General features: G+C 72.2%; 22 protein-coding genes and 1 riboswitch. Of the genes, 13 read left to right on the top strand and 9 right to left on the bottom strand.

Annotation, left to right across the window (positions count from 1 at the left end; all coding sequences use genetic code 11):
- On the top strand, nucleotides 1-1059 hold the full coding sequence (locus tag AB4091_RS09620) for an endonuclease/exonuclease/phosphatase family protein (RefSeq protein ID WP_442291526.1): 1059 nt from the start codon (nucleotides 1-3) through the stop codon (nucleotides 1057-1059).
- A 77-nt stretch (nucleotides 1060-1136) separates the two neighbouring features.
- Here the strand turns inward: AB4091_RS09620 and AB4091_RS09615 are convergent, their stop codons facing one another.
- Nucleotides 1137-2522 carry an aminotransferase class V-fold PLP-dependent enzyme gene (locus tag AB4091_RS09615; RefSeq protein ID WP_442291525.1) on the bottom strand — a complete coding sequence of 462 codons (1386 nt, stop codon included), beginning with the start codon at nucleotides 2520-2522 and terminating at the stop codon, nucleotides 1137-1139.
- 36 nt (nucleotides 2523-2558) lie between these two features.
- A riboswitch (SAM riboswitch) is annotated at nucleotides 2559-2684 on the bottom strand.
- A 213-nt stretch (nucleotides 2685-2897) separates the two neighbouring features.
- On the opposite strand from AB4091_RS09615, the gene AB4091_RS09610 reads away from it, so the two are divergent.
- Nucleotides 2898-5849, top strand: coding sequence for a DNA translocase FtsK 4TM domain-containing protein (locus AB4091_RS09610; protein ID WP_442291524.1), 2952 nt, complete (start codon nucleotides 2898-2900; stop codon nucleotides 5847-5849).
- 208 nt (nucleotides 5850-6057) lie between these two features.
- Here AB4091_RS09610 and AB4091_RS09605 read toward each other — a convergent pair whose 3' ends face one another.
- Genes AB4091_RS09605 through kdpF form a run of 6 tightly spaced genes read right to left on the bottom strand, consistent with a single transcriptional unit; the run spans nucleotide 6058 to nucleotide 13748 of the window.
- Nucleotides 6058-6735, bottom strand: coding sequence for a response regulator transcription factor (locus AB4091_RS09605; RefSeq protein WP_442291523.1), 678 nt, complete (start codon nucleotides 6733-6735; stop codon nucleotides 6058-6060).
- On the bottom strand, nucleotides 6732-9374 hold the full coding sequence (locus AB4091_RS09600) for a DUF4118 domain-containing protein (RefSeq protein WP_442291522.1): 2643 nt from the start codon (nucleotides 9372-9374) through the stop codon (nucleotides 6732-6734). Before AB4091_RS09600 ends, AB4091_RS09605 begins: the two co-directional genes overlap by 4 nt.
- A 17-nt stretch (nucleotides 9375-9391) precedes the next feature.
- Nucleotides 9392-9961 carry a K(+)-transporting ATPase subunit C gene (gene kdpC, locus AB4091_RS09595; RefSeq protein WP_442291521.1) on the bottom strand — a complete coding sequence of 190 codons (570 nt, stop codon included), beginning with the start codon at nucleotides 9959-9961 and terminating at the stop codon, nucleotides 9392-9394.
- Nucleotides 9962-9970: 9 nt separating this feature from the next.
- Nucleotides 9971-12019, bottom strand: a complete 2049-nt coding sequence (gene kdpB / locus AB4091_RS09590; RefSeq protein WP_442291520.1) for a potassium-transporting ATPase subunit KdpB — start codon at nucleotides 12017-12019, stop codon at nucleotides 9971-9973.
- Nucleotides 12016-13662, bottom strand: coding sequence for a potassium-transporting ATPase subunit KdpA (kdpA, locus tag AB4091_RS09585; protein ID WP_442291519.1), 1647 nt, complete (start codon nucleotides 13660-13662; stop codon nucleotides 12016-12018). Before kdpA ends, kdpB begins: the two co-directional genes overlap by 4 nt.
- Nucleotides 13662-13748, bottom strand: coding sequence for a K(+)-transporting ATPase subunit F (gene kdpF / locus AB4091_RS09580; RefSeq protein WP_442291937.1), 87 nt, complete (start codon nucleotides 13746-13748; stop codon nucleotides 13662-13664). Before kdpF ends, kdpA begins: the two co-directional genes overlap by 1 nt.
- Before the next feature lie 101 nt (nucleotides 13749-13849).
- Between kdpF and AB4091_RS09575 the strand changes: the two genes are divergently transcribed.
- Complete coding sequence (locus AB4091_RS09575; protein WP_442291518.1) at nucleotides 13850-14596, top strand: ion channel; 747 nt, start codon at nucleotides 13850-13852, stop codon at nucleotides 14594-14596.
- A gap of 66 nt (nucleotides 14597-14662) precedes the next feature.
- On the opposite strand, the gene AB4091_RS09570 is transcribed toward AB4091_RS09575, so the two are convergent.
- Nucleotides 14663-15940 carry a dipeptidase gene (locus AB4091_RS09570; protein ID WP_442291517.1) on the bottom strand — a complete coding sequence of 426 codons (1278 nt, stop codon included), beginning with the start codon at nucleotides 15938-15940 and terminating at the stop codon, nucleotides 14663-14665.
- Nucleotides 15941-15977: 37 nt separating this feature from the next.
- Here AB4091_RS09570 and rimO point away from each other — a divergent pair, with 37 nt between their 5' ends.
- The 6 genes from rimO to AB4091_RS09540 are packed head-to-tail and all read left to right on the top strand — an operon-like array spanning nucleotide 15978 to nucleotide 21240.
- Nucleotides 15978-17465, top strand: a complete 1488-nt coding sequence (rimO, locus tag AB4091_RS09565; RefSeq protein ID WP_442291516.1) for a 30S ribosomal protein S12 methylthiotransferase RimO — start codon at nucleotides 15978-15980, stop codon at nucleotides 17463-17465.
- Complete coding sequence (pgsA, locus tag AB4091_RS09560) at nucleotides 17462-18244, top strand: CDP-diacylglycerol--glycerol-3-phosphate 3-phosphatidyltransferase (protein ID WP_442291515.1); 783 nt, start codon at nucleotides 17462-17464, stop codon at nucleotides 18242-18244. Before rimO ends, pgsA begins: the two co-directional genes overlap by 4 nt.
- Before the next feature lies 1 nt (nucleotide 18245).
- Nucleotides 18246-18881: a CinA family protein gene (locus tag AB4091_RS09555; protein ID WP_442291514.1), complete on the top strand. Its 636-nt coding sequence runs from the start codon at nucleotides 18246-18248 to the stop codon at nucleotides 18879-18881.
- Nucleotides 18882-18892: 11 nt separating this feature from the next.
- Nucleotides 18893-19195 carry a helix-turn-helix domain-containing protein gene (locus AB4091_RS09550; protein ID WP_442291513.1) on the top strand — a complete coding sequence of 101 codons (303 nt, stop codon included), beginning with the start codon at nucleotides 18893-18895 and terminating at the stop codon, nucleotides 19193-19195.
- An 18-nt stretch (nucleotides 19196-19213) separates the two neighbouring features.
- Nucleotides 19214-20137 (top strand): serine hydrolase, encoded by a 924-nt coding sequence (locus AB4091_RS09545; protein WP_442291512.1) that lies wholly within the window; start codon nucleotides 19214-19216, stop codon nucleotides 20135-20137.
- Nucleotides 20134-21240 (top strand): dipeptide epimerase, encoded by a 1107-nt coding sequence (locus tag AB4091_RS09540; protein WP_442291511.1) that lies wholly within the window; start codon nucleotides 20134-20136, stop codon nucleotides 21238-21240. The genes AB4091_RS09545 and AB4091_RS09540 overlap by 4 nt, the downstream gene beginning before the upstream one ends.
- Nucleotides 21241-21313: 73 nt before the next feature.
- Here the strand turns inward: AB4091_RS09540 and AB4091_RS09535 are convergent, their stop codons facing one another.
- On the bottom strand, nucleotides 21314-22981 hold the full coding sequence (locus AB4091_RS09535) for a DUF3352 domain-containing protein (protein ID WP_442291510.1): 1668 nt from the start codon (nucleotides 22979-22981) through the stop codon (nucleotides 21314-21316).
- A gap of 153 nt (nucleotides 22982-23134) precedes the next feature.
- Here AB4091_RS09535 and AB4091_RS09530 point away from each other — a divergent pair, with 153 nt between their 5' ends.
- From AB4091_RS09530 to AB4091_RS09515, 4 genes are all read left to right on the top strand, one after another.
- Entirely contained in the window at nucleotides 23135-23383 is a 249-nt protein-coding gene (locus tag AB4091_RS09530) for a DUF3046 domain-containing protein (RefSeq protein WP_442291509.1), read from the top strand.
- Nucleotides 23380-23925 (top strand): O-acetyl-ADP-ribose deacetylase, encoded by a 546-nt coding sequence (locus AB4091_RS09525; RefSeq protein ID WP_442291508.1) that lies wholly within the window; start codon nucleotides 23380-23382, stop codon nucleotides 23923-23925. The genes AB4091_RS09530 and AB4091_RS09525 overlap by 4 nt, the downstream gene beginning before the upstream one ends.
- Before the next feature lie 229 nt (nucleotides 23926-24154).
- Nucleotides 24155-25204: a recombinase RecA gene (gene recA / locus AB4091_RS09520; RefSeq protein ID WP_442291507.1), complete on the top strand. Its 1050-nt coding sequence runs from the start codon at nucleotides 24155-24157 to the stop codon at nucleotides 25202-25204.
- 2 nt (nucleotides 25205-25206) lie between these two features.
- On the top strand, nucleotides 25207-26082 hold the full coding sequence (locus AB4091_RS09515) for a RecX family transcriptional regulator (RefSeq protein ID WP_442291506.1): 876 nt from the start codon (nucleotides 25207-25209) through the stop codon (nucleotides 26080-26082).
- The last annotated feature ends 59 nt before the right edge of the window (nucleotides 26083-26141 follow it).

The raw sequence follows: 26141 nt of genomic DNA, 5'->3' as shown, positions 1-26141 counted from the left end.
GTGACGGTCCAGCAGGTCGACGGTGTGAGCCCGGCGGGCGGCCGCGACGGCGCCGACCCCTCGTCGGCGACGGCCCCGGAGCGGCCGCGGCGGTGGGGCCGGCGGCGATGGCTCGACGTCGCGATCGCCGTCGTGCTGCTCGCCCTGGCCGGGGTCGGTGCGCTGCGCTGGGTCGACTCGACGGCATACCTCGTCGTCGTTCTGCAGACCGCTGGTCCCTTCGTGCTCATCGGTCTGGCGCTGCTCACCGTGGCGGCCCTGGTGCTGCGCCGGTGGGCGATGGCGCTCCCGGTCGTCGTGGCACTGGCCGTGGCGATCGCGGTGGCCGCTCCCTCGTTCCGGGCCTCGTCCACGCCCAAGGCCGACCCTGACCTCACGGTGATGTCGGCCAACGTCTGGATCGGCTCGGCCAACGCGAACCAGCTCATGGATGCCGTGCGGTTCCACGCCGTCGACGTGCTCGTGCTCGTCGAGGCGACCCCCGCCCTGGTCCAGCGGCTCGACGCCGAGGGGGCGGGCGACTACTTCAACCAGCGCGAGGGTGTGGCCCGTCCCGGCACCTTCACCGGCACGCTGGTCCTCTCGCGCTATCCGCTCTCGGTGCGCAACGCCGGCACCGACCCTGCGGTCGAGGACACCCCGAGCGCCCAGCCGGAGCTCGACGTCACGGCGCCGAACGGGACCGTGCGCCTCAAGGTCGCGCACCCGACAGCGCCCCTGCGTGGTGACACCGTCGAGTGGCGCGCCGGGCTGAGGGCGCTCCAGACCTGGAAGGAGCGCCTCGACGGCGACGAGCTCGTCGTGATGGCCGGTGACTTCAACGCGGACTACGGGCACCCCGGCCTGAGAGACCTCGCCCAGGGGCTCGAGGACGCGCAACGCACCGACGGCCAGGGCTGGGTGCGCACCTGGCCTTTCGCAGGCAACCGTCTCCCGGCCTTCGTGCAGCTCGACCACCTGCTGAGTCGCGGCCTGACTGTCGTCTCCGCCGGGCAGGTCGCGATCAACCGGGCTGACCACGCCGCGGTCTGGGCCAGCTACTCGCTACCGAAGCGCTGAGCGCACCGGGGCCAGGTCAGTCGGCCGGCCGGGCCCGGCCCCGGCCCCGGCAGGGTGGCCAGGTCGCCGACCGAAGGTCACCAGGGACGCTCGACCTCGACGTCGCGTGGGTCGGGGCCGTCGACGGCCCATCCCGAGTCGGACAGCGTCCAGTCGGCCGACGGGCCGTGCTCCACGAGCCCCGCGACGGCCGAGACGAGACGCTCGACGCCCTCGAGCGTCGAGCCGAGACCGATGCTCGCGCGAACGGCGGTGCCCGACCTCTCGCCCCACGGGTCGTCGAGGAGCTCGTCGACGAGCAGGTGGGCGCAGAACTTGCCGTCGCGCACTCCGATGCCATGCTCTACCGAGAGCACCTGCGAGACGAGCGAGGAGTCCCAGCCGTCGATGGTGAACGCGACGACGCCGACGCGGTCGTGGCCCTCGCCGAAGATGGAGAGCACCTCGACGCCGGGGACCTCGTCGAGGCCGGCGCTCAGGCGCTCGAGCAGCTGCGCCTCGTGGGCCTCGATGACCTCGCGGTGGCGGCTGATCGTCGCACACGCGGCGGCGAGGGCGATCGCGCCGATCACGTTGGGGCTGCCGCCCTCGTGGCGGGCGGGGCCGGTGGCCCACGTCGTGCCCTCCTCGGTGACCGAGCGCGTCGCGCCGCCGCCGAGCAGGTAGGGGTTGCCGGCGTCGAGCCAGTCGGAGCGCCCGGCCAGCACGCCTGTGCCGTAAGGGGCGTACGTCTTGTGGCCCGAGAAGGCGACGTAGTCGGCGTCCCAGCCCGCGAGGTCGATGGTGCGGTGGGCCGAGAGCTGGGCGGCGTCGACGGCGATGCGGGCGCCGTGGGCGTGGGCCAGCGCCGCGAAGCGCTCGACGGGCCACACCTCGCCCGTGACGTTCGAGGCAGCCGTGAGCACGACGAGGCGGTGGCGCGACGGGTGGTCGTCGAGGGCCTCCTCGAGCAGGGCGTGCGCGTCCTCGACCGTCTGCGGCACCGGCAGGCGCACGGTGCGGAACCGCCCCCAGGGCAGCAGGGTCGAGTGGTGCTCGGTGCCGAAGACGAAGACGGTCGTGCGACTCGGCAACGCCTTGCTCAGCAGCGCCCACGAGTCGGTGGTCGTACGCGTGAAGATGACCGAGTCGTCTTCGCGGGCGCCGACGAACGCGGCCACCTCGGCGCGGGCCTGCTCGTACCAGGCGCTCGTCAGGCGTGAGGCGAAGCCGGCCCCCCGGTGCACGGAGGAGTACGTCACCAGGGCCCGGTCGACGGCGGCCTTGACGGTCTCGAGCGCGGGCGTCGAGGCGGCGTGGTCGAGGTTCGCGTATGCCGTGTCGCCGCGCAGCGTCGGGACGCGGAGCCCCGCGCCGACGACCGCCGGCAAGGAGGCGGCCTCGGGGACGACGTGCAGCGCGCGCGTCCGGACGATGGGGGCGGGGGTGCCACCACAGAGTGAGGTGCTGGGAAGAACCGACATGGGAGTGCTCCAGGGGCCAGGGACCCACCGGATGCAGGTCCGCGCTTGCCGACCCGGATCACACGAGCTCATCGGGGTCGACCTGGTCGTCACCCGGAGCACCCCACCGCGGAGGAGGGTTGCTGGCCAGCGAGCCGGGGCTTGTCACTGGCACTCATGACCTGGCATCGAAGATAGGCGGGCGCTCGCTGTGTGTCCACCCTCCGGTCCACAGGTGTCGGCATCTGAGACGCGTCGTCGACCAGGCGGGCCGGTGGCGACAGGGTGATCTTGGTGTCAGCGCCCCTTCCGGGAACCCCGGCTGCCGTCGTGCCGATGTGCCCTGTTGCGCGTGTGACGCGTGAGTTCAGAGGTGCCTTGACGTACGGTGCGACCATGGGGTCACGTCCGTCCAGCAGCCAGCGCTCGAGCACCGCCGCGGCCACCCGCGCCAAGGGGGCGACCGGCAGCGCCTCGTCACGCCCACCCGCTGCCCGCTCGACCCGCCCCGCGCAGCGCAAGCCTGCCGCGCGCAAGCCGCCGGCGAAGGCCGCCTCCAAGACCCGTGACGGCGGGCTCCCCTTCCCGCTCAGCGCCATGCGGAGCACCTGGATGGGTGTCTCGCACATGGCCGGGGGAGCGGTCCGACGCGTCGGCCACAGCGCCGCCGACCTCGAGCCCGAGCACCGCCGCGACGGCATCGGCTTCGCACTGCTCGCCCTCGCCGTCGTCGTCGCGGCCCGCGAGTGGTGGGGCGTCGCCGGTTCGTTCGGCCAGGTCGTCCACGCGATCTTCGCGGGCACGTTCGGCCGGGTCGCGTATGCCGTCCCGCTCGTCCTGCTGGCCCTCGGCCTCCGCATGCTCCGCGCCCCCCAGGACGAGGCGACGACCAACCGCATCGTCGTCGGCACCGTCGCGCTCACCTTCGCCGCCTGCGGTCTCGCGCACCTGGCCGACGGCATCCCCAACCCGCCAGACGGGGCCGACGGCATGCGCGCCGCCGGCGGCATCCTCGGCTTCCTCGCCTCGAGCCCCCTCGCGGCCGCCGTGTCGCCCTACGGCGCGCTCGTGCTGCTGGTCCTGCTGGGCATCTTCGGCCTGCTCGTCATCACGGCGACGCCCGTCAACCTGATCCCGGCGCGCCTGCGTCAGCTCAAGGCACTCGTCATCGACCGGGGCCACCACGACACCGACGTCGAGCCCCACGCCGGCGACGACGCACCGGCAGCCGCGGTCAAGCGGGCGCGGCGCAAGGCCGTCGACCTGTCCGACCGCGACGGCGACGAGGCCTTCCGTCAGGCCGCGCAGAAGGGCGCCGACGACGACGAGCCGACCACGCGCCTGCGTCCCGGCGAGAAGCGCCCGACCGCTCCGGGCGTGCTGGCGCCGCGGCCGTCCGGCGAGAAGGCCATCGACGCGACCGACCCGAAGACACTCGGTGCCCCCGACACGAGCAAGGTGGGGCCCAAGGCCGAGCTCATCCCGCCGCCCATGTCCGACCTGCCTGCCCGCGTCGAGCAGCTGAGCCTCGGCGGCGACATCACCTACCAGCTGCCCGACCACTCGATGCTGACGCCCGGGCCGCCGCACAAGACCCGCAGCGAGACCAACGACCGCGTCGTCGAGTCGCTGACCAACGTCTTCGACCAGTTCGACATCGACGCCGCCGTCACCGGGTTCACCCGTGGACCGACCGTCACGCGCTACGAGGTCGAGCTCGGCTCGGGCACCAAGGTCGAGCGCGTCACCGCCCTCTCCAAGAACATCGCGTATGCCGTCGCCTCGGCCGACGTGCGCATCCTCAGCCCCATCCCGGGCAAGTCGGCCATCGGCATCGAGATCCCCAACCTCGACCGCGAGAACGTCTCGCTCGGCGACGTGCTGCGCAGCAACACGGCCCGAACCAACGAGCACCCGATGGTCATGGGCGTCGGCAAGGACGTCGAGGGCGCGTACGTCATCGCCAACCTCGCGAAGATGCCGCACCTGCTCGTCGCCGGCGCCACCGGCTCCGGCAAGTCGAGCTTCGTGAACTCGATGATCACCTCGATCCTCATGCGCTCGACGCCCGAAGAGGTGCGCCTCATCCTCGTCGACCCGAAGCGCGTCGAGCTGACGGCATACGAAGGCATCCCGCACCTCATCACGCCCATCATCACCAACCCCAAGAAGGCCGCCGAGGCCCTCGCGTGGGTCGTCAAGGAGATGGACCAGCGCTACGACGACCTCGCCGCGTTCGGGTTCAAGCACGTCGACGACTTCAACAAGGCGGTGCGCGCCGGCAAGGTCAAGCCGCTGGCCGGCTCCGAGCGCCAGATCACGACCTACCCGTACCTGCTCGTCGTCGTCGACGAGCTCGCCGACCTCATGATGGTCGCCCCGCGCGACGTCGAGGAGTCGGTCGTGCGCATCACGCAGCTCGCACGCGCGGCCGGCATCCACCTCGTCCTCGCCACGCAGCGTCCGTCGGTCGACGTCGTCACCGGCCTCATCAAGGCCAACGTGCCCTCGCGCATGGCCTTCGCGACGAGCTCCCTCGCTGACTCGCGCGTCGTGCTCGACCAGCCCGGTGCCGAGAAGCTCATCGGTCAGGGTGACGCGCTCTTCCTCCCGATGGGCGCGAGCAAGCCGATGCGTGTGCAGGGCGCGTGGGTCAACGAGTCCGAGATCCACGAGGTCGTCAAGTTCGTCACGACGCAGCTCAAGCCGAACTACGTCGAGAACGTCACCGTCGCGGCCCCAAAGAAGCAGATCGACGACGACATCGGCGACGACCTCGACGTGCTGCTCCAGGCCACCGAGCTCGTCGTCACGACCCAGTTCGGCTCGACGTCGATGCTCCAGCGCAAGCTGCGCGTCGGCTTCGCCAAGGCCGGCCGCCTGATGGACCTGCTCGAGTCGCGCGGGGTCGTCGGGCCCAGCGAGGGCTCCAAGGCGCGCGACGTGCTCGTGCGACCCGACGACCTGCCGCAGACACTGGCCCTGCTGCGCGGCGACGAGGTGCCGCACCCCGTCGTCGACGAGCCGCCGACCGACGACGGTCCGTATGCCGCATCGCCGGTCGACGTCGTCGACGAGGACTCCGACGGTGGCACGGCACACGGCGACGACACGGCCGGCGACCCGGACGATGCCGACGCGACTGCGATGCCACGACGCACCGCGTCGCTCGTCGCTGAGCGCGGCGAGCGTCGTGAGTCCGGCGACGACTACGACGGCGACAGCACGCAGGCGATGCCCGCCGCGAGGTGGACACCCGGCGACATGACGCGCACCGTCGACGAGGACGACGAGGAGTCCGAGGACGCCTGGAACCTCACCGACCGCGGCGGCCGCGAGCGCTACTGACGCACCCCCCCGGCCCCACCCCCACCCCCACCCCCACCTCCAACTCCAACCGTCGAGAGGCCAAAGTTCGCGAGTCCTGCACCGTCGAGTGGCCAAAGTTCGTGGTTGCCCGGTCGCAGAGTCTGGCCTCTTGACCTCGATGGACGTTCAAGACGTGGCCACTCGACGTGGGGGTGGCCGCAAACTTTGGCCTTTCGACGGGTGAGGGTCAGGGGGTGAAGCGGTAGCCCAGGCCGGGCTCGGTGACCAGGTGGCGCGGGTTGCCCGGGTCGGGTTCGAGCTTGCGTCGCAGCTGGTTGGCGTAGACGCGTAGGTAGTTCGACTCCCGGCCGTAGGACGGACCCCACACGGCGCGGAGCAGGTCCTGCTGCGAGACGAGGTGACCGGGCTCGCGGCAGAGGGCCTCGAGCAGCCGCCACTCGGTGGGGGTGAGGCGCACGTCGGCGCCGGCGACGGTCGCGCGCCGCTCGGCGAAGTCGAGGCGGAAGTGGTCGGTGGTCATCGGTTCGAGGTGCTGGCCCGGCGTGCTGCCACGACGGAGGGCGGCCCGCACCCGCGCGAGCAGCTCCTCGACGCCGAAGGGCTTGGTGACGTAGTCGTCGGCGCCGAGGTCGAGGGCCTCGATCTTGTCGTCGGACTCGTGCCGGGCCGACAGCACGATGACGGGCACCACCGACGCGGAGCGGATGCGTCGCAGCACCTCGGTGCCGTCGAGGTCGGGCAGACCGAGGTCGAGGATGACGACGTCGGGCGAGTCCTCGGCGACCGACTGCAGCGCGGTGCGCCCGTCGCCCGCCGTCACGACCTCGTGGCCGTGGGCGCGCAGGGCGATGGCCAGGGTGCGTTGCAGGCGCGGGTCGTCGTCGACGACGAGCACTCGGGTCACGCGTCCTCCTCCGTCGTCAGTGGTCGGTCCGGCTCGGTGTGCCCGCCGACGGTGTCGGCGTCGGCGGGGGTCGGCGGTGCGGCACTCGGAGCTTCGCCTGCGGCGTCGGCAGAGGCCGCAGACGAGACGGCGACAGGCAGCTCGAGCACCATCGTCAGCCCGCCGCCCGGGGTGTCCTCTGGCACGAGTGCCCCGCCCATCACGTTCATGAGACCGCGCGCGACGGCGAGGCCCAGACCGAGCCCGTCGCCCCGCGGGGCGTCACCGAGGCGCTGGAACGCGGCGAAGATGCGGTCCTTGTCGGCGTCGTCGACCCCTGGCCCGCGATCGACCACTCGCAGCTGCACCGTGTCGCCGATGCGACCCGCGGTCACCCGCACGTCGGCGGACCCGCTGTGGCGCAAGGCGTTCTCGACGACGTTGGCGAGCACGCGGTCGAAGAGCCCCAGGTCGACACGCACGAGCGGGAGGTCGGGCTCGAGGTCGATGTCGACACGCGACGGAGTGCTCGTGGTTCGGACCGTCGACACGACGGCGTCGAGCAGGTCGACCGAGTGGCTGTGTGGACGGACCGTGCCCGTCTCGAGCCGCGAGAGGTCGAGCAGGTTGCCGATCAGTGCGTCGAGCCGGTCGGCGGAGTCCTCGACCGACTCGAGAAGCTCGGCCTCGTCGTCGGGTGGCAGGGTGAGGCCGGTCTGGCGCAGCGTGGAGACGCCTGCCTTGATGCTCGCGAGCGGTGTGCGCAGGTCGTGGGAGACGGCTGCGAGCAGGGTCGTGCGTGCGGCGCTGTCGCGGGCGAGCCCGGCCGCCTCGCGTGCGGCCCGCACGAGCTGCTCCCGGCCGTGCAGGATCGTCGCGTGTGCGGCGTACGCCTCGACGACGCGCTGGTCCTCCGCCGCCAGCGGCGGGCCGTCGAGGAGCAGGTGCACGCCGTCGTCGACCGTGACGTCGAGGGCCCAGTCGTCGACCGTCGGTAGCGGTGCACCCACCGCGTGCGCGGGGTCCGTGGAGGCGACGACGACGGGGGTCCCGTCGCCGGCACGCGCCTCGGTGAGCACCACGGCACGCATCCCGAGGTCGTCGCGGGCGCGGTGGAGCAGGGCGGGCAGAGGGCGCGGCTCGGCGAGCAGGTCGCGGCTGAGCGCGGCCAGCGCCGCCGACTCGCGCTCGGCCGACACGGCCTGCTCGGCCCGGCGCGCGGCGAGGTTCACCACCGACGAGACCGCCATCGCGACGAGGACGAAGACGGCCAGGGCCAGCGCGTTCGGCGGGTCGCTGATCGTGAGCGTGCCGCGGGGCTCGGTGAAGAACCAGTTCACGGCGAGCGAGCCCACGACGGCGCAGAAGAGCGCCGGCCAGATGCCGCCGACGAGGGCGCAGACGACCGTGAGAGCCAGGTAGAGGAGCAGGTCGAGCGAGAGGGTGTGGCCCTCGCGCGTCGCCACGAGCACGCCGGTGAGGGCGACGAGAGCGATCACGGCGAGGACGAGACCGGCGACGACCCGACGCGCGGGCAACCCTGCTGCACGGGCACGCCGGTGGGCCACCCTCGACCCCTCGTGGGACACGAGGTGCACGTCGATGTCGCCCGAGCCGTCGGCGACGGCGGACGCCACTCCGGGCCGCAGGAGCTGTTGCCAGCGGCTGCGGCGGCTGACGCCGACCACGATCTGGGTCGCGTTGACGCCGCGGGCATGGTCGAGGATGGCCTCTGCGACGTCGCTGCCCGAGACGTCGTGGAACTCGGCCCCGAGGTCGCGGGCGAGGCGACGGAGACGGGTGATCGCGGCCGGGTCGCCGGGCGCGAGCCCCTCGGCCGAGCGAACGTGGCAGGCGATGAGGTCGCCGCCGGCCGCGCGTGTGGCGATGCGGGCGCCACGGCGCAGGAGGGTCTCGCTCCCGGCGCCCCCGGTCAACGCGACGACGACGCGCTCGCGGGTCGGCCACGGGTCGTGGATGCCCTGGTCGGCGCGGTAGCGCTCGAGCGCCTCGTCGACGCGGTCGGCGAGCCAGAGCAGGGCGATCTCGCGCAGCGCAGAGAGGTTGCCCACGCGGAAGTAGTTGGCGAGCGCGGCGTCGACCTTGTCGGGGCCGTAGACGTTGCCGTGGGCCATGCGCCGGCGAAGCGCCTCGGGCGACATGTCGACGAGCTGCACCTGCTCGGCCCGACGCACGACCTCGTCGGGGACGGTCTCCTGCTGGCGCACCCCGGTGATGGAGAAGGCGACGTCGTTGAGCGACTCGAGGTGCTGGATGTTGACGGTCGAGATGACGTCGATGCCGGCGTCGAGGATCTGCTCGACGTCTTCCCAGCGCTTGGCGTGACGGGGAGCGTCGGCGCCGTCGCCGACGTTCGTGTGCGCGAGCTCGTCGATCAGCACGACCTGCGGCCGTCGCGCGAGCACGGCTGCCACGTCGAGCTCGGTCAGCGCGGCACCGCGGTGGCTGACCTGCCGCCGCGGCACCACCTCGAGGCCGCTGACCAATGACTCGGTGTGCGGCCGCCCGTGGCTCTCGACGTAGCCCACGACGACGTCCGTGCCGCGTTCGCGACGGCGGTGCGCCTCGTCGAGCATGGCGACGGTCTTGCCCACGCCCGGCGCCGCGCCGAGGTAGATCCGCAGAGAGCCGCGCCCCATGCCGCGATCCTCTCAGGTCACCCGCCCGCGTTCGCCGTGAGGCGCGCGAGGGCGAGGTTGAGCTCGAGGACGTCGACCCGTGGCTCGCCGAGGAAGCCGGCGACCCGGTCCTGGGTGTACGCACCGACGAGCTGGCGTACGCGTGTGGCGTCGACCCCGCGGGCCGCGGCGACGCGATCGACCTGGGCGACGGCGTACGCGGGGGAGATGTGCGGGTCGAGGCCGCTGGCGGAGGCGGTGAGCGCGTCCGCCGGAGCGTTGCCGACCCGCAGGCCGGCGGCGTCGGCACGCTTCGCGATCTCCTCGGTGAGCGCGCTGCCGGAGAGGTTCGAGCCGCCGCTCGTGTCCCCCGCGTCGTCGCTCGTGGACGGTCGGCCGTGGAACCACTCGTCGCCCGGCCAGTGCTGGCCGATGAGGCTCGACCCGACGACCGAGCCGCCGACCGTGACGAGGGAGCCGGAGGCCTGGTCGCGGGCGACGAGCTGCCCGACCGCCCACACGGCGGCGGGGTAGAGAACCCCGAGCAGGACGGTGAGCACGAGCATCGCGCGGAGGCCGGCGACGGACTGCTTGATCACGGTGGTCACGGTCTTCCTTCAGAGGGGGAGGTGGCTGACGACGAGGTCGATGAGCTTGATGCCGATGAACGGGACGACGACGCCGCCGAGCCCGTAGACGAGCAGGTTGCGACGCAGCATCGCTGTGCTTCCGGTCGGCCGGTAGCGAACTCCTCTGAGCGACAGAGGAATCAGCGCGACGATGATCAGCGCGTTGAAGATGACGGCCGAGAGCATTGCCGACTCCGGAGTCGCCAGGCGCATGACGTTGAGCGCCTCGAGGCCGGGGAAGAGCGTCACGAACATCGCGGGGATGATGGCGAAGTACTTCGCGATGTCGTTGGCGATCGAGAAGGTCGTCAGGGCGCCGCGCGTGATGAGCAGCTGCTTGCCGATCGACACGACGTCGATGAGCTTCGTCGGGTCGGAGTCGAGGTCGACCATGTTGGCCGCCTCCTTGGCCGCCGACGTGCCGGTGTTCATCGCCACGCCGACGTCGGCCTGCGCCAGGGCAGGTGCGTCGTTGGTGCCGTCACCGGTCATCGCGACGAGCCGGCCGCCCTCCTGCTCCCTCCTGATGAGCGCCATCTTGTCCTCGGGCGTTGCCTCGGCGAGGAAGTCGTCGACGCCTGCCTCGGCGGCGATCGAGCGCGCCGTCAACGGGTTGTCTCCGGTGATCATCACGGTCCGGATGCCCATGGCGCGCAGCTGCGCGAAGCGCTCGCTCATGCCGGGCTTGACGACGTCCTTGAGGTGGACGACCCCGAGCACGCGGGGCGTCTCGCCGCAACCCCGCGAGGCGACGACGAGCGGAGTGCCTCCGCCGGTCGCGATCGCTTCGACGGCGTCGCGGACGCTGCGCGGGACGTCGCCGCCCCCGTCGGCGACCCAGCGGCAGACCGCGTCCGCAGCACCCTTGCGCACCGAGGTGCCATCGCCCAGGTCGACGCCCGACATGCGGGTCTGCGCGGAGAACTCGACGAAGCAGGCCCCGCCTCGCCGCAGGGTGGCCAGGTCGGTCCCCGCCACCTCGGGACGTCGCTCGGCCGCGAGCTCGACGATCGAGCGCCCTTCCGGCGTCTCGTCGGCCAGCGAGGAGAGGTATGCCGCCTCGGTGAGGTCCGAGTGTCCGGGTCCGTCGGCGCGTGTGTCGTCGGACGGGACGAGCTCGGTCGCGCGCCGGTTGCCGTACGTGATGGTGCCGGTCTTGTCGAGGAGCAGCGTCGAGACGTCGCCGGCCGCCTCGACGGCGCGACCTGACATGGCGAGGACGTTGTGCTGGACGAGCCGGTCCATGCCGGCGATGCCGATGGCGGACAGGAGCGCCCCGATCGTCGTCGGGATGAGGCAGACGAGCAGTGCGACGAGGACCACGACCGACTGCTCCCGGCCCGAGTAGACGGCGAGAGGCTGGATCGCCATGACGGCGAGCACGAAGATGATCGTCAGGGTCGTGAGCAGGATCGTCAGGGCGACCTCGTTCGGCGTCTTCTGCCGGGAAGCGCCTTCGACGAGCGCGATCATCCGGTCGATGAACGTCTCGCCGGGCTTGGTCGTGATGCGCACCGTGATGCCGTCGGACAGCACGGTGGTGCCGCCGGTGACGGCGGACCGGTCGCCGCCGGACTCTCGGATGACCGGGGCCGACTCGCCCGTGATGGCCGACTCGTCCACGGTGGCCATGCCCTCGACGACGTCGCCGTCACCGGGGACGACCTCGCCGGGGCGCACAACGACGACGTCTCCGACGGCCAGGTCGGCGGCAGCGACGGTCTCTGACGATCCGTCGGCGCACCTGCGCCGGGCCGTCGTCGTCGTGCGGGCGGCGCGGAGCGTGGCCGCCTGCGCCTTGCCCCGCCCCTCGGCGACCGCCTCGGCCGTGTTCGCGAAGAGGACCGTCGCCCAGAGCCACAGGGTCACCGCCCAGGCGAACCACGACGGGTCTGCCACCGCCACCACGGTCGTGACCAGTGACCCCACCCAGACGACGAAGACGACGGGGCTGTGCCACACGTGGCGGGGGTCGAGCTTGCGCACGGCCTGGGGAAGCACGGCGACGAGCCGGCGGGGCGACAGGGGACCGTTCATGAGAGCGTCTCCGCGAGGGGTCCGAGGGCCAGGGCCGAGAAGAAGGTGAGGCCGGTGACGACGACCGCCACCCCGACGAAGAGGCCGGTGAAGGTCGGGGTGTGGGTGGGGAGCGTGCCGGCCGTGGTGGGCCGGCGGCGCTGTGCGACGAACGAACCCGCGAGGGCGAGGACCAGCACGATGGGAACGAACCGGCCCAGCAGCATGCAGAGCGCGAGCGTGAGGTTGGTGTAGGGCGTGTCCGCCGAGAAGCCGGCGAACGCGCTCCCGTTGTTGTTGGCTGCCGAGGCGTACGCGTACATCACCTCGGTCAGCCCGTGTGGTCCCGTCGCGAGCACCTGGGACGACACGAGCGGCGCCACCATCCCGATGCCGGTGAAGACGAGGACCAGCGCCGGCATGACGAGCAGCGCGAGGGCCGTCAGCGTGATCTCGCGCCGGCCGACCTGCTTGCCGACCAGCTCGGGGGTGCGACCGACCATGAGCCCGGAGACGAACACCGTGAGCAGGGCCAGCAGCAGCGCACCGTAGAGCCCGGTGCCGACTCCGCCGGGCGAGACCTCGCCGAGCAGCATGGAGAAGAGCACGCCGCCCCCGCCGAGCGGGCTGTAGCTCTCGTGCAGCGAGTTGACCGCGCCGGTCGAGGTGCCGGTCGTGCTCGCTCCGAAGAGCGCCGACGACCAGACGCCGAAGCGCACCTCCTTGCCCTCCATCGCGCCGAGGGGTCTTGCGGCAGCAGCGATCTCGGCCCACGTCACGGCTGCGAGCATGAGTCCCCAGAGGGTCGTCATGAAGCCGAGCACCGCCCACCCCTGGCGTCGGTCTCCGACGAGGATGCCGTAGGTCCGGGGGAGCGAGAACGGGATGACGAGCATGAGGAAGACCTCGACGAGGTTGGTGAACGCGGTGGGGTTCTCGAACGGATGGGCCGAGTTCGCGTTGAAGTAGCCGCCACCGTTGGTGCCGAGCTGCTTGATCGCCTCCTGTGAGGCGACGAGCCCGCCCTGGAGGACCTGGCTCCCGCCCGACACGGTCGTCACGGTGGTCGGGGCAGTGAGGTTCTGGACCACCCCGCCCAGGAGCAGCACGCCCGCACCGACGAGCGCCAGGGGCAGCAGCACCCGGACGCACCCCCGCACGAGGTCGACCCAGAAGTTGCCGACCGTGGCCCCGTTCGAGCGAGCCAAGCCACGTACCAGTGCAATCGCCACGGCCAGCCCGACGGCGGGCGAGACGAAGTTCTGGACCGTGAGGCCGACGGTCTGCACGAGCGGCGACACGCCGGACTCGCCGGCATACGACTGCCAGTTCGTGTTGGTCACGAACGAGACGGCCGTGTTGAGGGCGGTGTCCCAGTTCATCGTGGCGCCGCGCGCCAGCGGCAACGAGCCCTGCGTCACGACGAGCGCGAGGAGGAGCGCGACGCCGACAGCCGAGAAACCGAGGACGGCGACCGCATACGTCGTCCACCGTTGTTCCGAAGCGGGGTCGACGCGGCAGAGGCGGTAGGCGAGCCGCTCGACGCGCCAGTGGCGCTCGTCGGTGAAGACGCGGGCCACCCACGCGCCCAGTGGCGCGTGGGCGGCGGCGAGGACGGCGACGAGGACGGCGATGGTGAGCAGCCCGCTGGCGGTCTCGCCCATCAGAAGCGATCCGGGTGGAGCAGGACGTGCACGAGGTACGCGAGGACTGCGACCCCGACCACGAGCAGCAGGATGGTGGTGAACATGCCTCCTTCGTACGGCTGGCGCGGGGGCCGTCCGGCTCCGTTGACCCGCTGCTGACGGCCCTTGACGCGTTCTTGACGAGGCCGCCACTAGAGTCCGAGACGTGAGTGCGTCGCTGGAGCTCTGGCCGTCATCGCCGCGTCGGACCGGTCCGCCGTCGCGGCTCGACCGCCTCCGGCGCAAGCTCACCGAGCTGCCGTGCGCACTGCTGCTCTTCGTCCAGCTCGCGGCGCTGCTCGCCTACCCTTTCGTCGAGAACCGTCAGGGCGACGTCCCGGAGGCGGCACGCGCGGTCTTCGGACTCATCGGCCTGCTGGTGCTCTTCCTGGCGGTGCGCGCCGTCCGGGCGACGCCGGCGCTGACGTGGGTCGCGGTCATCCTCGGTGGACCTGTCGTCCTGCTCACCATCGCAGAGGCGATCTGGACCGACAACGGCACGCTGACTTTTTGGAGCTCGGTGCTGCACGCGCTCTTCTACATCTACACGGGCTACGGCCTGCTGCGGTACATGTTCGCCGACAACTGGGTGACCCGCGACGAGCTCTACGCGACGGGGGCGACGTTCACGGTCGTCGCGTGGGGCTTCGCCTACGTCTACCTCGCGGTGCAGCAGGTCTGGCCGCACTCGTTCACCATCTACGGCGAGAACGGGCTGCCGGGCGAGCGCAGCTGGTTCGAGCTGCTCTACCTCTCGATCACGACGATGACCTCGACGGGCCTGTCCGACATCTATGCCGTCGAGCCGCACGCCCGGGCGTTCGTGCTGCTGCAGCAGATCGCCGGCATGCTCTACGTCGCGCTCGTCGTCGCCCGTCTGGTCGGTCTCACGATCGCCCGGTTCCGGCAGTAGGCACCCGACGGCGTACGCCGCGTATGCCGTATCCCGTATGACGTATGCCGTATGGCCCGGTGGCGCTCAGTCAGCGACGGCCGGCGCGCCGTCGAGCTCGGCGAAGGTGCGCAGGCTCGGGCCGCGCGTCGCCTGGAGGTCGCGAGCCACGTCCTCGACGTCGCGCATGACCCGCAGCGTGTTGCCTCGCACGAGCTTCGCGACGTCGTCCTCGGACCACGAGCGCTCGAGCAGCGCGGCGACGAGCCTCGGGTAGCCGCTGACGTCCTCCAGCCCGACCGGGAAGGTGTCGGTGCCGTCGTAGTCGCCGCCGATGCCGACGTGGTCGATGCCGGCGACCTCGCGCACGTGCTCGACGTGCGCGACGACCTGCTCGATCGTCGCGTCGGGCTTGGGGTGCTGCTGCTGCCAGCCGGCCGTGAAGCGCCCGAAGGCCTCCCAGTCCTTGGCGTCGACCCCCACCTCGGCGGCGGCCGCCGCGGCCTCGACCCGCCACGCGGCGGTGTCGGGGGAGACGAACTCCGGAACGAACGTCACCATGCAGGTGCCGCCGTTGGCCGGCAGCGCGGCGAGCACGTCGTCGGGCACGTTGCGCGGGGTGTCGCAGAGCGCGAGGGCGGACGAGTGGCTGAAGATGACGGGCGCGGTTGCCGTCTCGAGCGCGACACGCATCGTGGTGGCCGCGACGTGGCTGAGGTCGACCATCATGCCCAGACGGTTCATCTCGCGCACGACCTCACGCCCGAACTCGGTGAGGCCGCCCACGACGGGCACGTCCGTCGCCGAGTCGGCCCACGGCGTGTTGTCGTTGTGCGTCAGCGTCAGGTAGCGCACTCCGAGCACGTGCAGTAGGCGCAGCGTGCCGAGCGAGCAGCCGATCGAGTGACCGCCCTCGGCACCGAGCAGCGACGCGATGCGGCCGGTCGAGGTGGCGTGGTCCACCTCCTCCGCCGTGCGCGCGAGGGCCAGCCGGTCGGCATACGTCGCGATCATGCGGTGCACTGCGTCGACCTGCTCGAGGGTGGCCGTGACGGCCGAGTCGCCCTGGAGGGTGCTCGGCACGAAGACCGACCAGAACTGGCCACCGACACCACCGTCGGCGAGCCTCGGCAGGTCGGTCTGGGTCGTGGCGACCCGGCCCCCGATGTCGAGGGCGTCGAAGTCGTAGCGGGTCTGCTCGCGCGCCTCCCAGGGCAGGTCGTTGTGTCCGTCGACGAGGGGGTGACGGGCGAGCAGCGCACGGGCCCGGGCGATGGCCGCGGTCGCGTCGGAAGGGGAGTCGGCTGGCGAGTGCGCGGCGGACCCGCCGGGTTGGGGGGAGCCGGGCTGGGGCGTTCCGAGCATGTCGGCCATTGAACACCCGTCCATCTAGAGTGGACGCATGACCCCTCCCCACCCGAGCACTGACAGGAGCGTCGCCCTCGTCACCCTCGGGTGCACCCGCAACGAGGTCGACTCCGAGGAGCTGGCGGGTCGCCTGCTCGCCGAGGGATGGCGTCTCGTCGACGACGCGTCCGAGGCCGACGTGGCCGTCGTCAACACGTGCGGCTTCGTCGAGCAGGCCAAGAAGGACTCCATCGACGCCCTCCTCGAGGCGTCCGACCTCAAGGGCGACGGCGGGCGCACCCAGAAGGTCGTGGCCGTCGGCTGCCTCGCCGAGCGCTACGGCAAGGAGCTCGCCGACCAGCTGCCCGAGGCCGACGCGGTGCTCGGCTTCGACTCCTACCGCGACATGAGCAGCCACCTGCAGACGATCCTCGCCGGCGGACACGTCGAGAGCCACACTCCCGGTGACCGCCGCACGCTGCTGCCGCTCACGCCGGTCGAGCGCCAGGCCGGTGCTGCCGGCGTGGCCCTGCCCGGCCACGGCGACGGCGACTACGACCAGACGGGCGTCGACACGCTCGACGGTGTTCCCGTGCCCGCCACCGGCCCCCGCGTCATCCGAGCCCGCCTCGACGGCCGCCCGTGGGCGCCGCTCAAGATCGCGTCCGGCTGCGACCGCCGGTGCTCGTTCTGCGCCATCCCGATGTTCCGCGGTGCCTTCGTCTCCCGCCGCCCGGCCGACATCGTCGCCGAGGGCCGCTGGCTCGCCGAGCAGGGCGTCAAGGAGCTCTTCCTCGTCTCCGAGAACTCCACCTCATACGGCAAGGACCTCGGCGACCTCGGCCTGCTCGAGAAGCTCCTTCCCGAGCTGACCGCCATCGAGGGCATCGCACGCGTCCGCGTCTCCTACCTCCAGCCCGCCGAGATCCGGCCCGGGCTCCTGCGGGCCATGGCCGACACGCCGGGTGTCGTGCCCTACTACGACATCTCGTTCCAGCACGCGTCCGAGCCGCTGCTGCGCTCGATGCGCCGGTTCGGATCGCGCGAGGCGTTCCTCGACCTGCTCGCCCGCGTGCGCGCCGACGCCCCGCAGGCCGGGGTGCGCTGCAACGTCATCGTCGGCTTCCCCGGCGAGACCGAGGCCGACCTCGACGAGCTCGAGGCCTTCCTCACCGAGGCACGCCTCGACGTCGTGGGCGTCTTCGGCTACTCCGACGAGGACGGCACCGAGGCCGAGGGCTACACCGGGCACCTCGCTCCCGAGGTCGTCGCCGAGCGTCTCGACCGCTTCACCCGCCTCGTCGAGGAGCTCAACGCGCAACGGGCCGAGGAGCGCATCGGCGAGCACGTCGTCGTCCTCGTCGAGGAGATCGACGACGAGGACGGCTCTGCGATCGGCCGCGCAGACTTCCAGGGCCCCGACGTCGACGGCGTGACCGTCGTGCACGTCCCCGAGGGCGCCCCGACCCCGCAGGTGGGCGACCTCGTCGAGGCCGTCGTCGTGGCCACCGAGGGGATCGACCTCGTCGCGGAGCCGCGATGACCCCGCAGACCTTCCACCGGGGGGAGGGGCCCGCACCCCGGCCCACCGACTGGAACCTGCCCAACGCGCTGACGGTCCTGCGCTTCCTGCTCGTCCCCGTCTACGCCGTGTTCCTCTTCCAGGACGGCGGTCACGAGCCGTGGTGGCGGTTCTGGGCGTGGGTGGTCTTCGCCGTGGCCGCGGTCACCGACGGCGTCGACGGCAAGCTGGCCCGCCGCCGGGGCGAGATCACCAACTTCGGCAAGGTGGCCGACCCGATCGCCGACAAGGCGCTCACCGGCACCGCCTTCATCGGGCTCTCGCTGCTCGGCGTCGTCTGGTGGTGGGTGACGGTCGTCATCCTCGTGCGCGAGATCGGCATCACCGTGCTGCGCTTCGTCGTCATCCGGCACGGCGTCATGCCGGCCGGCCGCGGCGGCAAGCTCAAGACGATGCTCCAGACGCTCTCACTGGGCTCCCTCACGCTGCCGCTCTGGGTGTGGCCGCTGGGCGGGGTGCTCACGACCATCGCGTACGTCCTGCTCGGTGCGGCACTGGTCATGACGGTGCTCAGCGGCGTCGACTACGTCTTCAAGGCCGCTCGGCTGCGCGAGACCAGCGAGCGCACCCGGCTCAGGCGCGCCGCCCGCGCCGCCGAGCGCGAGGCGCGTGCCGCACAGCGGGCCCACTGGACCACCCCGTCCGGCGGTGACGAGACGTCCCCGGGTCGCGGCGAGGCCCCGACCTCGAGCACCGGCGTCGGGCCCGTCCCCCCCGAGAAGACCCCGAACCGCGACTGACGTGGCGCCCGCCGACTCCAGCAGGCCCGCAGACCCGCACGCGGACACCGACGAGGTGAGCCCCGGGTCGGGCCTCGGGACACGCCTCGTCGCGCGGCTGGCCGAGCGCCACGAGACCCTCGCGTGCGCCGAGTCACTGACCGCCGGACTCGTGGCGGCCACCGTCGCCGACACCCCCGGAGCGTCCGCGGTGCTGCTCGGCGGCATCGTCGCGTACGCCGCCGAGGTCAAGACGGCCCTGCTCGGCGTCCCGGCGGAGCTCGTCGACCGGGTGGGCACCGTCGACCCTGCCGTGGCCGTCGCCATGGCCGAGGGCGTACGCCGCCGGCTGGGGTCCACGTGGGGCCTGTCCACCACCGGCGTCGCGGGTCCGGGACCCTCGGAGGGCCGGCCGGCCGGCACCGTCCACGTGGCCGTCGCCGGTCCGTCGGGAACAGTGACGCGCGCGCTGGAGTTGAACGGGACCAGGGCCCAGATCAGGGCCGCCAGCGTCGCCGCGGTGCTCCGCCTCGCCCTCGAGGCGACCGGCGCCACGGGCCGAACTCTGGCACCACCGGGGGAGCCTCGGGGTACGGTAGGCGTGTCGGTTCACCGGCCCGGCCCCCCGGCACCGCACGACCCCGCACCAGCGACCTGAAGGAGGACGGCATGACGACACTCTTGCGACGCGAGCTCGGTGACGTCCTCCGTGAGTGCCGGCGCGCGCAGGGCCGCACGCTCCGCGAGGTCTCGGCGACCGCGTCGGTGTCGCTCGGCTACCTCAGCGAGGTCGAGCGTGGCGAGAAGGAGGCCAGCTCCGAGCTGCTCGCCTCGATCTGCGGCGCCCTCGACCTGCCGCTGTCACGGGTCCTGATCGACGTCTCCAACCGCATGGCCGAGAGCGAGGGCCTGGCGCCCACCGTGGCGCTGCCCGTCCCCTCGGGCGACGTGGTGTCAGCCTCCGCTGCCTGATCGTCTACCGTTTCGAGGGTGCCAACGCCCTTCTCGGAGATCGATGCCCGCCTCGACCAGGTGACCTCCTCGGGGAATGCCGTCGTCTCGGTGTGGCTCGGCGACGTCGACGGCCGCAGCCGCTGGGCGCACGATGCGCTCGCCCCCCACTACGCCGCGTCGACGATGAAGCTCCCGCTGGTCGTCGCCGCCTTCCGACGGGCCGTGCGGGGCGAGCTCGACCTCGCACAGCCGGTGCGCGTCACCTCCACCTTCGCGTCGGTGCTCGACGGGTCGCCGTTCGCGCTCGATGCCGACGACGACCAGGACCCTGAGACCTGGGCGGCGATCGGCGGCACCTGCACGGTGGCCGAGCTGGCTGAGCGGGCCATCACCGAGTCCAGCAACATCGCGACCAACCTGCTCATCGACGTCGTCGGGCTCGCCGAGGTGGCCGAGGTGCTGCGCCTCACCGGGTGCTCACCGGCGACCGTCGTGGCACGCGGCATCGAGGACGTCCGCGCGCGCGAGGCAGGCATCACCAACACGGTCACGGCGTCCGACCTCGGCCTGCTCATGGCCGCCGTCGCCCGACGCGAGCCCGCGCTGGGCGGAGAGCCGGTGCTCGGCCCGGTCGAGGAGCTGCTCTCGCGCCAGGTGCACGTCGACCAGGTGCCCGCCGGCCTGCCCGAGGGCACCCCGACGGCGAGCAAGTCGGGCTGGATCCCCGGCGTCTCGCACGATGTCGCCCTGGTGCGCCCACCCGGTCAGCCGCCCTTCGTGCTGGCCGTGTGCACCACGATCGCCCTCGACGAGGTGGAGGCCGCAGCCTTCGTCGCCGGGATCGCGCGCGACGTGTGGCTGCTCGAGCACGCCGAGCCCGGTTCTACCGCTCCGGGAGCGTATGCCGCCGGGCCGGGTGCTGCTGCAGGCGCGCCCCGCAGCGGGGGGACCGGCCGATGACCACGATCGGGCGCGTGGTCACCACCGCCTCGTCGGTGCCGCTCCACACGCCCTTCGTCACGGCCCTGCGTCGCACCGAGACGACCGACACGGTCATCGTGACGGTCACCGACAGCGACGGCCGCACCGGTTGGGGCGAGGCCCCACAGGTGTGGCAGGTGACGGGCGAGTCCCTGGCCGGCGCGACCGCCTGCATCGACCAGATGCTCGCGCCCGCAGTCACCGGCCGGCGTCTCGACGACCGCGACGACCTGGCCGCCACCGCCGCGGTGGTCCAGCGCGCCGTCGCCCGCAACTTCGGCGCCAAGGCCGCCGTCGACGCTGCGCTCCACGACCTCGTCGCCCAGGCGGAGGGCATCTCGGTGGCCGCTCTGCTCGGCTCTGGGGCGGACGGCATACGCGAGGTGCTGACGACCGACGTGACGCTCTCGGCCGGCGCCGCCGGCGCCCTCGCCGACACCGCCCGCGATCGGGTGTCGGAAGGCTTCCGCACGCTCAAGATGAAGGTCGGCACCGATGCGAGCACCGACGTGCAGCGGGTGGCGTCGGTGCGTGACGCCGTCGGGCCGGACGTGTCGATCCGTCTCGACGCCAACCAGGGCTGGACGCGCGAGGAGGCCGTGCAGGTCATCCGGGCGCTCGAGGTGGCCGACCTCGGGGTCGAGCTCGTCGAGCAGCCCGTCGTCGCCGACGACGTCGAGGGGCTCGCCTGGGTGCGCGAGCGGGTGGGGCTCGCGGTCATGGCCGACGAGTCCTGCTACGGCCCCTACGACCTCGAGCGCATCATCCGCCTCGGCGCCGCCGACCTCGTCAACGTCAAGCTCGCGAAGTGCGGGTCGCTGACCGTCGGGCGCGACATGCTGCGTCGCGCGCACGAGGCGGGGCTCGGCACCATCGTCGGGTCGATGATGGAGAGCCACGTCGGGGTCGGGGCGGCCGCGGCCGTCGTGGCGGCCGAGCCGACGACCGCCGTGAGCGACCTCGACGCCGCCTGGTGGTCGGTCGCCTCACCGGTGGTCGGCGGAATCTCGTACTCCGGCAACGAGGTTCACCTGGCGCCAACCGCGGGGTTCGGCATCTCGGGGTTCGTCCGGCCCGCCTGAGGACTGGTTCCAGCAGCGCACGACGAAGGGCCCCGCGGGAGCGGGGCCCTTCGTCGTGCAGGTTCCGGGTCGGTCAGTTGCCGAGGAGGCGGAGGGTGAAGGTGCCCTCACCGTTGCCGGTCGTGCTGGCGTTGGCGCCGACGGCGCGCAGCGACTCGAGGAACGTCTTGTCGTTGCCCTTGACCTGGCCGAGGTAGACCTTCTCGAGCTTGTCGAGGTCGACGAACAGGGCGCTGTTCGACGAGGTGACGTCGCCGACCGCGAGCTTGAAGGCGTCGCTGTCACCGAGCTTGCCGCCCGACTTGAGGTCGTCGGCGTAGTCGGGCGTCGTGGCGACGTAGACCTTGTCACCCTCGACCTTGTGCGTCAGCACGTCGCTGCCGGCGCCGGACATCTGGACCAGCCGGCCGATGATCTCGTCGGCGCGCTTCGCGTTGCTCGAGACGACCTTCGCACCGACCGTCAGCGAGTCGCCCGTGAGGTCCTGGTCGGGCAGGGCGATCGTGAACGAACGGCCGAGCAGCACCTTGAGGTCGTCGGGCAGCTTCACGTCGAGCTGCTGCTCGATCGTCGAGATGGCGTCGCCCTGACCGCCGGCGCCCGCGAGGCTGTCGATCTGCTTCTTCAGCTGCGGCCAGGCGCCGTCGAGCATCTGGTCGGCGCCCGAGACGTGCAGGGCCGCCATGGTGTTGGCGGGCAGGTTGGCCAGCTCGCTGCCGTCGCCCTTGACGGCCTTCGTCGCGTCGCCGCCGCGCACGACGCCCGCGAGCTCGACGTAGTCGGCGTCGAAGCGCACGGCGGCAGCGAAGCGGCCCTTCGCGCTCGCCAGCGCAGCGGTGTCGACGGGTGTGTCGCCGCCGCTCAGCTTGGGCAGCTCCTTGAGACCGGTCGCCATGTCGAACCAGGCCGACACGATGCCCTGCTCGCCGAGGGCGCCCATGTCGCCGGTGAAGTTCGCGTTCTGCGAGAGCGGGCCCTTGTCGACCGCCGCGAGGGTGGCGTCACCGGTGCCGCCTGGGGTGACGATGGCGTAGCCGTCCTTCGTGCGCACGTCGGTCTTCGAGGACGAGTCGCACGCGAACAGCTTGGTCAGCGTGTCCTTGGCGAGGGTCTCGTCCTTGACCTGGATCGCGATCGCGACGTTCGGCGTGTCCGACGTGCCGCCGGGGCGGACCGCGGCGCCGACCCGGTCGCCGAGCCACGGCTCGACGTCCTTGTCGTAGGTGAACTTCTTGAGGCAGTCGTTGCCGGCGTCCTTGGAGGCCATCTCCCACAGCTTCTTGCGCGGGTCGTCGCTGCCGAGGGTGTTCTTGACGGCGTCGCGCTTGCCGAGGAACCGGACCGCCGCGATCTTCTGGCCGGCGGAGGGGTCGATGTCGACACGCAGGTACGCGTACGCGTCACCGGGCAGCACGTCGGACGGCTGCGCACCGCTGCCGCTCAGGGTCTGAGCGGCGAAGACACCCGCGCCGCCGAGGGCGAGGACGGTGGCGAGGGCGCCGACCATCAGGCCGGTGCGCTTGCGGCCGCCCCGGGCGGGGGCGGACGGGTCGTCGGCGAGCGCGACCCCCGGGGCGCCGAGGGCGCCGGCCTGGTCGGACGCAACCGGCACGTGCTGGCTGCCCGAGGGCACGGGGTAGGTGTACTGCGGGACGGGCGTCGTCGAGTCGGCCGGAATCGGTCGGGTGGCGTCGTCGCCCGGCTGGGCGTTCGGCCCGTCGGGCCTGGTGGGCTCGGTCATGCTGGCTCCCCTGAAGTGTCGAGGTCCCCGCGTAGGCGCTCGGGACGAGAGGACGATACCGGTCGAGCGGCATCGCCGCGGGCGGTTGAGGTAACGCTCGGACGACGGTTGCGGCGGGACCGGTTCCGGCGGCACGGGTGGCAGACTGCTGGGGTGCGGATCAGTCACTTCTGGACCTTGATGGACGACGAGTTCGGTGCGGCGTATGCCGGGTCGCTCGCGCGCGACCACGTGCTCGGCTCGCTCGGCAACCGCACGGTGGTCCAGGCGCTCGCCGACGGCGAGGCGCCGCGCGCGGTGTGGGAGGCGCTCTGCGTCGACATGGACGTGCCGCCCGAGCGCAGGCTGGGTCGCGACGTCCGGGTTGCTCGCGGGGCACAGGGTGGTCAGGTCGGCAGGTGAGGCTGCCAGGTCCCGGCCTCGCACGCATCACGTTGCGCCGGGGCGACATCACGGCCGACGCCTCGGCAGACGCGATCGTCAACGCGGCGAACTCGTCGCTGCTCGGTGGTGGTGGCGTAGACGGGGCGATCCACAGTGCTGCCGGTCCCGAGCTGCTCGAGGAGTGTCGACGGCTCGGCGGGTGCGAGACGGGTGACGCGAAGATCACCGGGGCGGGGCGGCTGCCGGTGCGTCATGTCATCCACACGGTGGGTCCCGTGTGGCGAGGGGGAGGCCACGGTGAGGCCGAGCTGCTCGCCTCCTGCTACCGGCGCAGCGTCGAGCTCGCCGACGCCGCCGGGTGCGAGGTCGTCGCCTTCCCTGCCGTGTCGTGCGGCGTCTATGGCTACCCGGTCGACGCCGCGGCGCGGGTCGCGCTGGTGGCGCTGGCCGAGGCGCTCGACCGCCACGACGGTGTGCGCGAGGCCCGGTTCTGGCTCTTCTCGGACCGGGTGCTCACCGACTTCGAGGCCGCGCTCACGGCCCTGCGCCCGGAAGGCTGAGCCGGGTCCGCAGGCGACACGGCGTGTCGTCGCGACTTCGAACACGTGTTCGGTACTGTTCTCCACAGGTCCTGCGCCACCACCCGCATCGTCCACAGGCCGTCTCGTGGTCCACCTGATGTCGGCGCCGGCACCTAGCGTCTGACCCGACAGCGGATCTGCTTGAGCGATCCGTTCCCCGGGTCGTAGGTAGACGACCGCAGCGCAGACGGCAGAACAGGAGCCCGACATGGCATCGGTGCAGGAGAAGGACAAGGACAAGGCGCTCTCCTCGGTGATGGGCCAGATCGAGAAGAGCTACGGCAAGGGCGCGGTGATGCGCCTCGGCGACGACATCCGTCCGCCGATCGAGGTGATCCCCACCGGGTCGATCGCCCTCGACGTCGCTCTCGGCATCGGCGGCCTGCCCCGCGGACGCGTCGTCGAGATCTACGGCCCGGAGTCCTCGGGCAAGACGACCGTCGCGCTCCACGCGGTCGCCAACGCGCAGAAGGCCGGCGGCATCGCGGCGTTCATCGACGCCGAGCACGCGCTCGACCCCGACTACGCGAAGAAGCTCGGCGTCGACACCGACGCCCTGCTCGTCTCGCAGCCCGACACCGGTGAGCAGGCCCTCGAGATCGCCGACATGCTGATTCGTTCCGGGGCAATCGACATCATCGTCATCGACTCCGTGGCGGCCCTGGTGCCCCGCGCCGAGATCGAGGGCGAGATGGGCGACAGCCACGTCGGTCTGCAGGCCCGCCTCATGAGCCAGGCGCTGCGCAAGCTGACCGGTGCCCTCAACAACACGGGCACGACGGCGATCTTCATCAACCAGCTCCGCGAGAAGATCGGCGTCATGTTCGGCTCGCCCGAGACGACCACCGGTGGCAAGGCGCTGAAGTTCTACGCGTCGGTGCGACTCGACGTCCGCCGCATCGAGACGCTCAAGGACGGCACCGACCCCGTCGGCAACCGCACCCGCGTCAAGGTCGTCAAGAACAAGGTCTCACCGCCCTTCAAGCAGGCCGAGTTCGACATCCTCTACGGCCAGGGCATCTCCCGCGAGGGTGGGCTCATCGACATGGGGGTCGAGCACGGCTTCGTGCGCAAGGCCGGCGCCTGGTACACCTACGAGGGCGACCAGCTCGGCCAGGGCAAGGAGAACGCCCGCAACTTCCTCAAGGACAACCCCGACCTCGCCGACGAGATCGAGAAGAAGGTCAAGGAGAAGCTGGGCGTCGGGCCGCGCGTCGACAAGCCCGCCGAGGTCGCGGACGTGCCCGTCGACTTCTGATCGTGGCTGGTCCCGCACACGAGTCCACCGAGGACCGTCTGGCCCGCGCCGCGGCCGCCCTCGCCGAGGCGCAGGGTGTCGTCGAGGCGCGGGCCGCCGCGTCCGAGGGGCCGAGTCCGAGCCCTCGCAAGCAAGGGCGCGCGGGTGCTGCCTCTGCGAGCGAGGCGCGTCCTCGCCGCGCACGCTCAGGTCGCGAGCGTGGCGCCCGGCCGCGTTCCGGATGGGCCGCGGCCGACCCCGGCGACGGCCCTGACTGGGCCCTGCCCCCTCAGGCTGCGGGATCGGGCGCGGTCGGCGCGACGGGAGAGCCGATCGCGACCGGCGTCGCGGCCGATGCGGGGGAGTCGCGGGGCTGGGCGCCGCCACCCGACGACACCGAGGCCGAGGCTCCCGAAGCCGACGCCGAGTCGGTGGCACGGGCCATCGTGCTGCGCCAGTTGAGCATGGCGCCCCGCAGCCGGGTCCAGCTCGAGAGGAAGCTTCGCCAGCGCGGGTGCGACGGCGCGGTCGCCGCAAAGGTCCTCGACCGCATGACCGAGGTCGGGCTCGTCGACGACGAGGCCTACGCCCAGATGCTGGTGCGATCGCGCCAGGCCGGCAAGGGGCTGGCCAGGCGCGCGCTCGCCCACGAGCTGCGCAAGCAGGGCATCGACCAGGACGTCGCCGACGAGGCGCTCGGCCAGGTCGGCGCCGGCGACGAGCGTGTCCGCGCCGAGGCGCTCGTGGCCAAGAAGCTGCGGTCCATGAGAGGGCTGCCTCCAGAGGTCCAGGCCCGGCGACTGGCCGGGATGCTTGCGCGCAAGGGCTACTCCGGTGAGGTGGCGTGGCCCGTCATCCGCGCAGGGGTCGACGGCCTCCCCGAGCACCGGCGCGACTGAGCTGCTCCGGCGCGAGGTCGTCCCGGGACAGCGCGAGGGGGTGAGGACCTTTCGGTCCC

The sequence above is a fragment of the Terrabacter sp. 2RAF25 genome (assembly GCF_052115265.1).
Lineage (GTDB): Bacteria > Actinomycetota > Actinomycetes > Actinomycetales > Dermatophilaceae > Terrabacter.
The sequence above is the reverse complement of the archived record's forward strand: the minus strand, read 5'-3'. Positions and strand labels throughout refer to the sequence as shown.

Bases quoted from the DNA above. Each gene is read 5' to 3' on its own strand.
- AB4091_RS09615 (WP_442291525.1), bottom strand. From the start codon at position 2,522: ATGTCGGTTCTTCCCAGCACCTCACTCTGTGGTGGCACCCCCGCCCCC.
- AB4091_RS09610 (WP_442291524.1), top strand. From the start codon at position 2,898: ATGGGGTCACGTCCGTCCAGCAGCCAGCGCTCGAGCACCGCCGCGGCC.
- AB4091_RS09600 (WP_442291522.1), bottom strand. From the start codon at position 9,374: ATGGGGCGCGGCTCTCTGCGGATCTACCTCGGCGCGGCGCCGGGCGTG.
- kdpB (WP_442291520.1), bottom strand. From the start codon at position 12,019: ATGAACGGTCCCCTGTCGCCCCGCCGGCTCGTCGCCGTGCTTCCCCAG.
- kdpA (WP_442291519.1), bottom strand. From the start codon at position 13,662: ATGGGCGAGACCGCCAGCGGGCTGCTCACCATCGCCGTCCTCGTCGCC.
- kdpF (WP_442291937.1), bottom strand. From the start codon at position 13,748: ATGTTCACCACCATCCTGCTGCTCGTGGTCGGGGTCGCAGTCCTCGCG.
- AB4091_RS09570 (WP_442291517.1), bottom strand. From the start codon at position 15,940: ATGCTCGGAACGCCCCAGCCCGGCTCCCCCCAACCCGGCGGGTCCGCC.
- rimO (WP_442291516.1), top strand. From the start codon at position 15,978: ATGACCCCTCCCCACCCGAGCACTGACAGGAGCGTCGCCCTCGTCACC.
- pgsA (WP_442291515.1), top strand. From the start codon at position 17,462: ATGACCCCGCAGACCTTCCACCGGGGGGAGGGGCCCGCACCCCGGCCC.
- AB4091_RS09550 (WP_442291513.1), top strand. From the start codon at position 18,893: ATGACGACACTCTTGCGACGCGAGCTCGGTGACGTCCTCCGTGAGTGC.
- AB4091_RS09540 (WP_442291511.1), top strand. From the start codon at position 20,134: ATGACCACGATCGGGCGCGTGGTCACCACCGCCTCGTCGGTGCCGCTC.
- AB4091_RS09535 (WP_442291510.1), bottom strand. From the start codon at position 22,981: ATGACCGAGCCCACCAGGCCCGACGGGCCGAACGCCCAGCCGGGCGAC.
- recA (WP_442291507.1), top strand. From the start codon at position 24,155: ATGGCATCGGTGCAGGAGAAGGACAAGGACAAGGCGCTCTCCTCGGTG.